The organism is Pseudarthrobacter sp., from assembly GCF_036675385.1.
Classification (GTDB): Bacteria; Actinomycetota; Actinomycetes; order Actinomycetales; family Micrococcaceae; genus Arthrobacter.
Genome location: NZ_JAKFFD010000009.1, coordinates 19761 through 32290 on the forward strand (window position 1 = coordinate 19761; position 12530 = coordinate 32290).

A 12530-nucleotide genomic window follows, 5' to 3' on the forward strand; every position below is an offset into this window, starting at 1 on the left:
AACGGACGTTCGCGGCCATTCGGTTTGCCCTAGCGGAATCCAAGTTGAGGCCACTGGCTCGGCCAATGAACAGCAGTTTTTCAGTGGCCTCTGTGATGCGTCGGGCCCGCGAGCTCGCCGAACTCGCGGGCGTCATTTTCCCTATGGCTTACTCACCCGGATCCTCACCTGAGGCATCCAAGCCCACCTTGAAAACACGCTCGGGAGTCATCGGTCTCCTGTTCCTCCACATCAGGCGCACGTCTATCCGACTGCAGGCCACCCCGTATAGGACTCAGCCAGGTAGGCCTTGGCGTGCCGGGAGGAGACCACAGAGTGCAGCTCGCCGAGTTGGCGCGCGCGGTCGAAGTCGTCGGCACCCGGCACGGTATGCAGCATGGACGTCATCCAGTAGGAAAAGTGCTGGGCCTTCCATACCCGGTCCAGAGCGCGGTCGCTGTAGGAATCGAGCAGCGCGGTGGAACCGTTGGAGTAGAAGGAGTCGAGGCCTTCGAAGAGCACTTTGACGTCGTGAATGGCGAGGTTGAGGCCCTTGGCGCCGGTTGGCGGGACGGTGTGTGCGGCGTCGCCGGCCAGGAAGAGGTTGCCGTGGCGCATGGGCGTGTGCACGAAGCTGCGGAACGGCAGGACCATCTTTTCGAGGACCGGGCCTTCGTTGAGCTCGAAGCCGTTGCCGTTGACGCGTTTGCGGAATTCGGACCAGATGCGCTCGTCATCCCACTCGCCCACGTTTTCCTTGGGGTCGCACTGGAAGTACATCCGCTGGACTTTCTCCGTGCGCTGGCTGATCAGGGCGAAGCCGTGCTCGGAGTTGGCGTAGATCAGTTCGTCGGCGCTGCGCGGAGCCTCGGCCAGGATGCCGAACCAGGCGAACGGGTACTCGTGGAAATAGTGGGTCCGTGCGACCTCCGGCACTTGTCGGCGGCAATAGCTGCGGGAACCGTCGGCACCCACAAGGAAGTCCGCTTGGATCTCGAATTCCTGGCCATCGGCATCGGCGAACCAGACCTTCGGCTTGCCCTCGAGGTCCTGAACGGTAATGTCCGTGACGCTGTAGTGGACATCGCCGCCGTCGGCAGCCCGACGCGCGGCGAGATCTGCGAACACGTCGGTCTGCGGATAGAGCCAGACGGATTCGCCCACGAGGTCCTTGAAGTCGATCCGGTGGCTCTCCCCGTTGAAGCGAAGCTCGATGCCGTCGTGGCGGTCGCCTTCGCGAAGCACACGGTCCGAAACGCCGGAGTCCACCAGCAGGTTCACGGTGCCGTGTTCCAGGATGCCTGCGCGGACCGTCTCCTGGATTTCCTGGCGGCTGCGGATCTCCACCACGATCGACTCAATGCCCTGCGTGGCCAGCAGGTGAGAGAGCATGAGGCCGGCGGGGCCTGCGCCCATGATGGCGACTTGGGTGGTGATGGGGGTGCGTGCCATGGTGTTCCTCGCTTCGTTGCGGGCCCGGCGGCGTAGACGCTGCGGGTGCGGTGGGCTTTTGCCACCAGTGTTACCCGTGCAGAACCACCGGCGTTACGAGAATCCCGTTGAATGGAAGAGGCGTTCAGTCGTTCTGCATTGCGCCGAGTTGGCGCCCAATCCCGCGCGCCGCAGTCTGGAGGGCGGGCACCAGGGCCTGAAGCCGCATCTCCGCTAAGGGGACAACAACGCCAAGCGCCGCCACGGTGCGGCGCTTGCCGTCCATCACCGGCACCGCGATGCCCCAGGTATCGGGGTCCACCACGCCGGCGAGTTGCGCGTAGCCCTGCTGGGCGGTTTCAGCAAGCAGTTGGCGTACGACGTCGACGCTCACCTTGCCGCTGTGGTCGCTGAACTGCCCGAGGTACTCGGCCTGCAGCTCACGCGATTGGTGGGACATCAGCGCGAGTCCGGCGGAGGAGATGTGGACCGGCATACGGCCGGCGATGCGGGCGCGGTTGGCCACAGATCCGCGCCGCGAAAGCCGCTCCACAAAGAGTGCTTCCCAGCCATCCAGCACGGCCAGATTCACGTTCTGGTTCAGGACCTGCTGGATGTCCTCCATAAACGGCAGGGCCGCCTGACGGAGCGCCAGTGTGGGCGCATTACGGTTGACGAGCTCCCACAGCCGCATGCCCAGCCGGACGGTTCCGCCGGCACCGAGGTCCAGGAAACCGTGATCCGCGAGCTGCCGGACCAACCGGTGGGCCGAAGACAACGGAAGGGCTGACCTGTCAGCAAGGTCGGACAACTGCAGCGACGTCACACCCTCCGGGAACGCTGCGATGACCCGAACCACGCGGTCCACCACGGAATCACCTGATGCAGAATTTGCCATAGGTCGGCTCCTTCGCGGCGTCGGTAACAGGACCATTCAATGGTAGGACTTTGGACGGCCCGTGGGCGCCGTAGGCGACTAAGCCGACCTGGCATCGACCTCCAAGGACACGCCGAGGGTGACGGCACCCCTGCGACGCCCATACGCCCATCACTGATTGCACGATTCTGAACCCCATGAATGTGAAGGAAATTGAGACCTGGGAATCTAACGGATCGTGACGGCCTATCAGTGGCTGCAAAGGCTTCTCCGAAGGTCTGCCTCCTTTAGGAGACGTACTCCTGCCTCATGAATACCCGCCCGTGCCAGTTCAAAAGGCCCGGGGGAGAGGCCTTAAAGTGCCCTTTCAATCGTGCACGGACACCCGGGATTAAGCCAATGCTCGCGGCAGCTGGACTAGTTGTACTGACCAATAGATGCAACCAACCCACTGGCTGAGTACAGCAGTACCAGGCCCGGCTGAGTGTTAGCGTACGGGGTCATGAGTGCCCGACTCTATGTCAAGGAATACGGACTTTGCCCGATAGCCGTTCACGAAACCTTGGCGGATGCGGGGCTAAAGGATTTCTCTCGTGCGAAGCGGGACCACACTGCAGCCATGGCCAACGCGGACACGATCAGGGGGATACCGAAGAGCATGAAGATGTGCAACGGCGCCGCTGCCTGGTCAAAGGCGTTGAGTGAACTTGCGGCGTTAGAAGTTCGTCTGTTCAGAAGGTTGTTCAGGCCAAGTGGACCCGGATGGGCAGGGATTCCCACGCCCGGAGAGTGTTGTTGTGGGGCCGGCGTGTTGCGCCGCTGATTTCTATGGTTGCGATGCGCCTGGCCAGGGCGGTGTGGAGGGTGGATGCCTCAAGTCGGGCGATGTGCTGTCCCACGCATTGGTGGATGCCGAAGCCAAACCCTACGTGCCCGGAGGGGTCCCGGCCCAGGTCGAAGTCGTCGGGGTTGTCCCATCGCTGCGGATCCCGGTTTGCCGAGCCGAGGAACATGAGGATCATTTTGCCCTCGGGGATGAGGATGCTGCCAATTTTCGATGCCCCGGGTGGTGGTCCGGAAGAACGTCTGAACGGGTGATTCGAGACGTACTGCCTCGTCGAACGCGGTACGCGTTAGGACTGGGTTGTCGTGCAGCCGCGTCCATTGGTCAGGGTTGGTGGCGAACGCGTAGAGGACGGCGGCAAGACCGTTTACGGTCGTGTCCACCCCTGCGGTGAGCAGCGACCGGACAATCAGAGGTGCTTGGGCTGCCGTGATGTCTCCCTTGTCGGCAGCCGCCCAAATCTGCGCGCCGAATCCGTCCGGGGCTAATACGTCCCGGGTGCAATGTGCTGCTGGCGCATGGGGGTGTGGACGAAGCTGCGGAACGGCAGGACCATCTTCTCGATTACCGGGCATTCCTTGAGCTCGAAGCCGTTGCCGTTGACCCGGCTGCGGAACTCGGCCCAGATCCGGTCGTCATCCCATTCCGCAACGTTTTCCTTCGGATCGCACTGGAAGTACATCCGCTGGACGGTCTCGGTGCGCTGGCTGATGAGGGCGAAACCGTTGTCCGAGTTGGCGTAGATCAGCTCGTCCGAGCTGCGCGGCGCTTCGGCCAGGATGCCGAACAACGCGAAGGGGTACTCGGGGAAGTACCACTTGCGGTTCGCTTCCGGGATCTGGAACCGGCAGTGGCTGCGGGAGCCGTCGGCGCCCACCAGGAAGTTCGATTGGATCTCGAACTCGGTGCCGTCGGCATCGGTGAACCAGATCTTCGGCTTCCCACGGAATCCTCGCGATCCTACAATGACTGCTTACAACGCTTATGCTGAACGCCCTCGTGGTGAGTCGGCCCGTGGACTTGGACCTTCTGAATGACCGGACGGCAGAGGGAGGCTCCGCGTTGGGTTCTTCATGGCATGATCGATCTCGAAGGGCACACGGACGTTGCGCCGCCGTGTTCCGCTGCTCCTTGAACGCATCAGCGCACGGTACGCGGGGACATGCCCGCGCTATCGTTGCACACCCTCCGCCGCCCGTAGGAATAAGACGCAGGAGCCATCCATGGTGGACTTGAACCTCATCCGGGTCTTTACTGCCGTCATCGAGGAGGGGTCGGTGACGGCAGCGGCCGAGCGGCTGAAGATGTCGCAGCCTTCTGTTACTCAGGGTTTGAACAGATTGCGACGGGCGTCGGGGAGCGATCTCTTCCAGCGTGAAGGGCGCGGAATCGTCCCCACCCGTGCCGGGCTGCAGTTGTATGCAGAGATCGGCGGCTTACCGAAAGCCGCCGATGCGGCAATCGGCCGACTCTCACGATTTGATCCTGCCACGTCGCGGAGCACATTTCATATCGCCCTAACTGATCTGGGTCAGACGGTCTTCCTTCCGGCGCTGGTACCTGGCCTCGCAGCGATCGCCCCTTATTGCAGCCTGGATGTCGTTAACTTGGACACCGGGACGGCAGGCGATGTCCTTGTATCGGGACACCTTGACCTCGCCGTCTCGTCCACCCTACTTGGAGGGGCGTTGCGCACTTCGGTGATTCGCTGGGACCGTTACTGCTGTGTGGCGAAGCGCGGTCGGTTCGGAGACAGGACCCCAACCTTCGAAGAACTGGTCTCGCTGCCCCGAGTGGTCGTGCGGGGAACGACAGGACATGCCCTCATGCAGTCCCTCCTGCCGCCCCCAGTGGTGGGTTCCGTTCATCTGTCTGGGTTCGCGGCCATCCCCGGTGTCTTGGCAGCCTCGGACCTGGTCGCCTTCGTCCCAGAGGTGGTAACCGCAGAGTGGGTCGCCCGATGGGGCTTCGAGGTCACGCCGTTGACGAGTGAAGAGTTCACAACCCCTGTTCGCGCACACGCAGCCCTCGAGCCTTCTTCATCGGCAACGGCTTGGTTTGTCGACTGGGCAATCGAAACACTGCGGGCCGTCTAAACGATCCGGGGTGAACGCGGGCCGGCCGGAATCAGTTCGACCCGTGTCAGCCTCAGGCCGGGAAACCAATCATAAGCGTTGCCTATAGAAATAGGCTTAATTCTTTATTAGACCTGCGTGATTGCTGTCACTTAGCCTGAATGTGTCTCCGCAGAACCGACCCGTTCCGAAATCGGGCGGGACTTGGCCGCCATCGCTCATTTGGCCGAGAAGTCGTGGAAGCTCCGCCCACACGCCATGCCCTATCACCATGCAGGCAATCGTCATTCGAAAGAGGACCCGTGACCACCAAGAAGACCGTTCTGGAATCGAGCCTGGACGTGTTTCGTTCCCACGGCCTGACCACCATCTTTGGGAATCCCGGATCCAACGAGCTTCCGTTCCTCGCGGGCCTCAACGAGGACTTCGATTTTGTCCTTGGCCTGCATGAGCAGGTGGTGGTGGGCATGGCGGAGGGCTACGCCCGCGCTACGGGGCGACCTGCTTTGGTGAACATTCATGCGGCGTCCGGTTCCGGCAACGCAATGGGGGCTCTAACAAATGCTCATTACGGGCACATTCCGATGGTGATACTGGCCGGTCAGCAGGTCCGGCGTACCGTGGGTCAGGAGACGATGCTCGCCAGCGCGGATGCCGCAACGCTGCCAACGCCCCTTGTGAAATATTCGCACGAACCCCTATCCGCTGCTGACGTCCCACGGACCTTGGCCCAAGCAATTTTCGAGACCTCCACCCCGCCGTGTGGTCCCGTCTACGTCTCCGTCCCGCTCGACGACTGGGCAGAGACGGCCCTTGAGGACGACTTTCTGCTGAACGATCGTTCCGTGACAGCGGCGGGGGACCTAGCAAGCGCGTTAGCGGAAGAACTCATCGCCCTCATCGATGGGGCAAAAAGCGTTGCCCTTGTCTTGGGCCCCCAGGTGGACGCCGCCGCCGTGAAGGATCCGGCCGTCTTCGAGGCAGTTGTTTCCCTGGCTGAAAAGGCCGACGCATCGGTTTATGTCGCGCCATCCCCGTCACGCTGCCCCTTTCCCACCACACATCCCAACTTCGTGGGCGTGCTCGTTCCCGGCATCACTTCCGTGCGGGAACGCTTGGCCGGCCACGACGTGGTCCTCGTCCTGGGAGCCGCGGTTTTCCGTTACCACCGCTGGGAACCAGGCCACTACTTGACAGCGGGAACACAACTCATACACCTGACACAGGATGCCCGCGAAGCAACACGTGCACCCTTCGGTCGGGCCGTAGTGGCCGACGTCGCCGGCGCAGCAAAGACCCTGTCCGAAGGTGTTAAAGACCGCGGTCACCGGCGCGGAGCTCGCGGTTCGCGTGCCCTGCCAGCGGCCAAGACTTCCGCAGCTGGGATGACAGGCACCGAGGTCCTCGAAGTGCTGAACGCACACACCAACACCAACGTGGCCTACGTCAATGAGACGACCACCCTGGACTTAGAGTATCTCGAGCGCATCGCCATCGAACGCCCCAGTATGTACCACTTCCCGGCATCGGGGGGACTGGGCTTCGGCCTCCCCGCGGCCGTCGGGATGTCGCTGGGGGTCCCCGAAAAGACAATCGTTGCGACGGTGGGCGATGGCTCCGCCAATTACGGGATAACCGCCCTGTACACCGCAGCCCAGCGCCAGACGCGAACCGTGTTCGTCATCATCAACAACTCCAGCTACGGAGCCCTGGCGGCATTCGCCGAGCGCATGGGCGTGCCCGATGTTCCTGGTCTCCAGCTGGGCAAGATTGATTTCGTCGCCATTGCCGAAGGCTACGGCGTTCCGGCCCAGAGAACCGAAACCCGCGAAGAATTCGAGCTGGTCTACAAACAGGCATTGGAAGGAAACGGGCCATTTCTTATCGACGCACAGGTCGTTGCTGACTAGGCATCAATTTCCCACCCCACCAACAGTCTTCTCCCAGAGAACGCAGGCAAGGAATCGCAATGACGCAATCCACCCCCAGCTCGGCAATGGCAGGAGCACCGCTAAACAAGTTTCACCTGACCCTGCTCGCGTGCTGTTCGTTCATCATGTTTTTCGATGGCTACGACCTGATCGTCTACGGATCGGTGCTCCCAACCCTGATGAATGAATGGTCCCTTAGCCCGGACCAGGCAGGCTGGCTCGGCAGCGCCGCCCTAATCGGCATGATGTGCGGAGCCGTCTTCCTCGGCTCCCTCGCGGACCGGGTCGGCCGACGCCCGATCATCCTCCACGGCACACTGCTCTTTTCCCTCGCAGCGGCGGCAACAGCGTTGGCACCCAATCCGGACATCTTTTGGGCGCTCCGGTTCATCACGGGGGTCTTCCTCGGAGGGGTGATTCCCAACATTGTGTCCCTGATGAACGAACTGGCGCCCGCTTCCAAGCGACACACCCTGACCACAGTCATGTTAAGCATGTACTCAGTCGGGTCGATCATCGCTACCCTGATCGCATTGTGGGTTCTGCCCCTGCTTGGATGGCAGCCAATCTTCTTCATCAGCGGCGTGTCACTGCTTTTGCTTCCGGTCCTGTACCGCCAGATGCCCGAGTCAATGGCCTTCCTCATGAGCCAGGGACGGGTCACCGATGCCCGCCGCCTGCTGACCCGTGCTCTCCCCGCCGCCGATCACGCCCTGATTGACTGGACCGTCCCCCCAGCCACGCAGCGGGCATCAGTTTCCGTTGCCCAGCTTTTCCGGTCCGGACGCGCCCTCGGAACACCCATGGTCTGGATCGCTTTTGGTATGTGCATGCTCATGGTCTACGGCCTGAACACCTGGCTCCCCAAAATCATGATCGCCAGCGGTTTCGATCTCGGATCCAGCCTGCAATTCCTGGTCGTTCTGAACGTCGGCGCCACCGCCGGTGCTCTCGCGGGAGGATGGCTCGGGGACCGATTCGGAAACAAAAAGGTCCTCGTGGCCTTCTTCGCCCTGGCGGTCCTGTCCCTCGTCTTCCTTGGCATGCACCCGGCTCCTGTCCTGCTGAATGCTCTGCTCTTCCTTGCAGGGGCCACCACTGTTGGGACTCTGGCCGTCGTCCATGCCTTCGGTGCCGACTTCTACCCCACTGGCATCCGCTCCACTGGCGTCAGTTGGTGCTCCGCCATTGGGCGCTTCGGAGCAATCGCAGGACCCATTCTTGGCGGAAGCCTCCTGGCACTCAAGCTCCCGCCGGAGCAGAACTTCCTGATCTTCGCCGTGCCCGGAGTCGTCGCCATCGTCGCCGTACTTCTCGTCATCAGCCCAAAAACGGCATCCCGCGCAAAAACGATGCAGATGCCCGAAGACACCGTTGCAGTCAAGAACTAAAACCACACCCACCGCTACCCCTAGGAGAACCGACATGGCTACCCAGCTTGCACAGGAAACCCTCACTTCGACCGCCTGGATCACGGGCCACCAGTTCATCGGCGGCCAGTGGCGGGACGGCAACTCCCCCACCGCGCTGAACGTCTCAAACCCGTTCAATGGCGACGGTTTGGTCTCGATCCGGCAGGCAGACATCACGGATCTCAACGCCGCCTACACAGCCGCCGAGACAGCCCAGGCGGCCTGGGCAGCCACCAGCCCCGCTGCCCGTCAGCGGGTCATGCTGAAAGCGGCACAGATCCTTGAGGAACGGCGCGAGGAAATCATCTCCTGGCTGGTGGCTGAATCCGGCAGCACGGTCCTGAAAGCCAACATCGAACTCGGTGCCGCGATCGGAATCACCAATGAATCAGCCTCCTTCCCCCATCGTGTCCAGGGACGAATTCTGGAATCCAATACCACCGGCAAGGAAAACCGGGTCTACCGGCGTCCACTGGGCGTTGTAGGTGTCATTAGCCCATGGAACTTCCCGCTGCACCTGACCCAGCGCTCGATTGCCCCGGCCCTTGCCTTGGGAAACGCCGTCGTGATTAAACCAGCCAGCGATACCCCTGTCACGGGCGGACTGATTCTGGCGAAGGTCTTCGAAGAAGCAGGGTTGCCGGCAGGCGTCCTCAACGTGGTCATCGGTGCAGGATCAGAAATCGGTGACGCGTTCGTCGAACACCCGGTTCCGTCGTTCATCTCCTTTACCGGCTCGACTCCGGTGGGACAAAATGTGGCCCGCCTCGCCGCAAGCAACGAACACCTCAAGCATGTGGCATTGGAGCTTGGCGGCAACAGCCCCTTTGTCGTGCTGGCCGACGCCGATATTGATCAGTCCGTCAGGGCCGCCGCAATGGGTAAGTTCCTGCATCAGGGACAGATCTGCATGGCCATCAACCGGATCATCGTCGAAGATGCAGTCCATGACGAATTCGTGGAAAGATTCACCGCCCATGTGCGTACCCTGCCCGTAGGGGATCCTGCAGATCCCTCCACAATCATTGGGCCTGTTATCAACAGCAAACAGCTTCAGGGATTGTGTGAAAAGATCCGGCTCGCCAAAGAACAGGGTGCCCACGTAGTACTCGACGGACAAGTAGACGGAAACGTCCTGCCGCCGCACATCTTCGTCGACGTCACCCCGGACATGGAAATCGCCCGCGAGGAAATTTTCGGTCCGCTGGTGGGTATTATTCGGGCGCAGGATGAACAGCACGCCCTTGAGCTTGCCAACGACAGCAGCTTTGGGCTTTCGAGTGCGGTCTTTACCGGCAGCCCGGAACGTGGCGTCGCGTTCGCCCGGGGAATCAAGGCAGGTATGACCCACATCAACGACATCCCGGTGAATGACGAACCCCATGTGGCCTTCGGCGGCGAGAAAAGCTCCGGACTCGGACGCTTCAACGGGGAATGGGCGATCGAGGAATTTACAACCGATCACTGGGTCAGCGTCCAGAGCAGCCCGCGCCAATACCCCTTCTGATTCTCAGGACAAAAGGCATGAAGTCGGAGTTGCCGGTGCGGGGCAATGCGCCGGCAACTCCGAGCAGCGCTTCACCAACATAAGCAGGAGCATTCATGCCACCCATGAAACCTAATCCGAGCGACCAGGATCCGGACTGCCGATCGGAACCGCGCAAAGCCGCGCTGGAATACCTGCTGGCACAACACCTACCTCATAACACCTAGCACAACAGGAGAGAAGCATGACCGAATACACCAAGGATGCACCCCCAGAAACAGGTATCAGCTGGCCCCGGGCAGTGGCCGTTATCGGAGCTGCGGGCCTCATTGGATCCGGCGTCGTCGAACGGCTCGCGGTCGAGGGCCTTGCAGAGACTGTTCACATGATTGACTTGCGCGACAATATCCTCGACGCGCATGCCATAGACATCTCCGAAGCACAAATACTCTCTGGCACGTCCCGGACCAAACTCGTCGTCGGACCACCCGCCGATGGGTCGCCTGTCGACCTGGTGATCGTCGCAGCGTCCGCTCCAGAGACTCCCGACGGCGACCGGCGGGACTTCCTCCTTGCCAACCTCAGACTGCTTCAGCGCCTCGTTCCCGACATCGAGCGCTTGTCCGGGACCGAGGGAGCTGTAATGCTGCTATCCAACCCGGTCGACGTCCTGGCCGAGTCCCTGCGAAGGCTTTCCAACATCGACCCGGACCGTATCGTTGGCTACAGCCTCAACGACTCGCTGCGGTTCCGCGCCGCCGTCGCCCGTGAATTGCTCATCGCCCCGGATCGTGTCGACGGCCTGGTTCTCGGCGAGCACGGCAACGGACAAGTGCCTCTATTCAGCGCCCTCACCGTCGACGGAAAACCGGCCGACCTTGATCCGGCCCAGCGCACCAGTGTCACCGAAGACATCACAGGCTGGTTCTTCCGATGGTCCGCATTGAAGCCCGGGCGCAGCAGCGGATGGACCACCCCACTGGGCGTCGCCAACATTGTCAGGAGTATGGGGGAGGGGAAACTTCACCCCGCGACGGCGTGGACCAGGGATCGCGATGGCCTGCCGGACAGCTTCGTATCACTGCCCGCGAGGTTCACTCACAGGACCGTCATTGCTGAACTCGGACACATCAGTTCGACCGAGCGTGACCAGCTCATCCAGGCGGCCAAGTCCGTTGCAGCGGCGGCAGACGATGCCCTGGCAGCACTTGACGGCGAGAGCTAGAGTTCCGCGGCGGTGTCACCGTATCTGTGACAGCAGCGGCAGAGCGGACACTGCAGCTTGCAGGAAAGGCTGGCGTCGACTCCAGGTCTTCATGTGGACGATCGGGCGATGAGCTGTGGTTCGAAAACCACGTGACGCTGTTCGGCATTGCCAGCGACGTCAAACTGTTGCAGGAGCAAGTTAATTGCTGCGCGGCCGTAGGCTCTTGGGGATGTGTGGATCGTGCTGACGGGCACTGAGTTGGTGCTGCCGATTTCCAGGTCGTCGTATCCGATGACGGCTATATCTTCAGGAACTTTCAGTCGACCATCGCGCAGTATGCCGTCGAGCAGACCGATCGCCAGGAGGTCGTTCGCGGCGAAGATTCCGTCGGGTATTCTTTCCGGCCCCCGATTCAGCAGTGTCTGCGCAGCATTCCTCCCTTCGGGCAGCGTCCGTTCCTCGACAAGGACGATCTCCAATGTCGCCTCCGGTGTCTCGCGGACTGCCTGCGACGCGCCATGGAAACGGTCGTTGACCTGACGAATATCGAGCGGGCCACCAACGAAGCAGATGCGTCTTTTTCCGCGCTCAATCAAATGTTTGACGGCCAGGTATCCACCCGCCCGGTCGTCTACGGAGACAGAGGCTTGGGATGGCGACTCGGATTTTCGGCCAGTGAGAACAAACGGGATCCCGAGGCCTCGCAGCTTTTGGAGCTGAGCATCCACATCTCCCTGAGCTGCCACGATGACACCGCGGACCTGCTGTCCTGCAAACAACTCCAAATACTGTCGTTCCCGCTCCCTGCTTCCTGCTGTGTTAGCCACAAGAACATGGAACCCTGCCTCGGCGGCTAGTTTCTCAACCTCGTTGGCAACTTCGGAAAACCAGACACTGCCAATATCGATCGTCAAGTGACCGATGACCGTGCTGCCTCCAGCGCGCAGCTGCCGCGCTGCGTCGCTGCGTACATACCCAAGGCTCTGGATGGCTGCCGCGACTCGGGCCCTCACAGGCTCGGACAGCTTGTGCGGAGCGTTGTAAAAGTTGGACACAGTGGTTTTCGAAACGCCGGCGGCCGATGCTACATCGGTGATCGCCACTCTTCTCATCAAACGACTCCTAAGCTTTATGCGCGTGTGGCCGTCGCACCGCTCGTACGCAATCTTGTCACAGCCTCACCTCTCTGCCCTGGATTTGAGTGCACTGTGATCTTGCCAACGCTAAATTGAATCGATACACTCATCCATACGTAGGGTGCCGCAGATAGCGGTGAACCGATACACCA

At 61.5% G+C, this 12530-nt stretch carries 9 protein-coding genes and 1 pseudogene; 5 read left to right on the forward strand and 5 right to left on the reverse strand.

What is annotated here, in order from left to right; translation table 11 throughout:
• Nucleotides 1-243: 243 nt before the first annotated feature.
• The 4 genes and pseudogenes from V6M49_RS00960 to V6M49_RS00975 form a co-directional block, all read right to left on the reverse strand.
• Nucleotides 244-1431 carry a 4-hydroxybenzoate 3-monooxygenase gene (locus V6M49_RS00960; protein WP_332759526.1) on the reverse strand — a complete coding sequence of 396 codons (1188 nt, stop codon included), beginning with the start codon at nt 1429-1431 and terminating at the stop codon, nt 244-246.
• Between the two features lie 124 nt (nt 1432-1555).
• Complete coding sequence (locus V6M49_RS00965; RefSeq protein WP_332759527.1) at nt 1556-2308, reverse strand: IclR family transcriptional regulator; 753 nt, start codon at nt 2306-2308, stop codon at nt 1556-1558.
• Between the two features lie 722 nt (nt 2309-3030).
• Nucleotides 3031-3339 carry a cytochrome P450 gene (locus tag V6M49_RS00970; RefSeq protein WP_442959683.1) on the reverse strand — a complete coding sequence of 103 codons (309 nt, stop codon included), beginning with the start codon at nt 3337-3339 and terminating at the stop codon, nt 3031-3033.
• Between the two features lie 294 nt (nt 3340-3633).
• A pseudogene (locus tag V6M49_RS00975) lies at nt 3634-4074 on the reverse strand (FAD-dependent monooxygenase); the annotation flags it as partial.
• 280 nt (nt 4075-4354) lie between these two features.
• On the opposite strand from V6M49_RS00975, the gene V6M49_RS00980 reads away from it, so the two are divergent.
• From V6M49_RS00980 to V6M49_RS01000, 5 genes are all read left to right on the forward strand, one after another.
• Nucleotides 4355-5227, forward strand: coding sequence for a LysR family transcriptional regulator (locus V6M49_RS00980; protein WP_332759531.1), 873 nt, complete (start codon nt 4355-4357; stop codon nt 5225-5227).
• 281 nt (nt 5228-5508) lie between these two features.
• Nucleotides 5509-7116 carry a benzoylformate decarboxylase gene (mdlC, locus tag V6M49_RS00985; RefSeq protein ID WP_332759532.1) on the forward strand — a complete coding sequence of 536 codons (1608 nt, stop codon included), beginning with the start codon at nt 5509-5511 and terminating at the stop codon, nt 7114-7116.
• Nucleotides 7117-7175: 59 nt separating this feature from the next.
• Complete coding sequence (locus V6M49_RS00990; RefSeq protein ID WP_332759534.1) at nt 7176-8528, forward strand: MFS transporter; 1353 nt, start codon at nt 7176-7178, stop codon at nt 8526-8528.
• A gap of 34 nt (nt 8529-8562) precedes the next feature.
• Entirely contained in the window at nt 8563-10056 is a 1494-nt protein-coding gene (locus V6M49_RS00995) for an aldehyde dehydrogenase family protein (RefSeq protein WP_332759535.1), read from the forward strand.
• Nucleotides 10057-10279: 223 nt separating this feature from the next.
• The gene (locus V6M49_RS01000) at nt 10280-11260 is read left to right on the forward strand and encodes a malate dehydrogenase (protein WP_332759536.1); all 981 of its coding nucleotides are present in this window, start codon (nt 10280-10282) and stop codon (nt 11258-11260) included.
• 89 nt (nt 11261-11349) lie between these two features.
• On the opposite strand, the gene V6M49_RS01005 is transcribed toward V6M49_RS01000, so the two are convergent.
• Nucleotides 11350-12345, reverse strand: a complete 996-nt coding sequence (locus V6M49_RS01005; RefSeq protein WP_332759537.1) for a LacI family DNA-binding transcriptional regulator — start codon at nt 12343-12345, stop codon at nt 11350-11352.
• Nucleotides 12346-12530 lie beyond the last annotated feature (185 nt).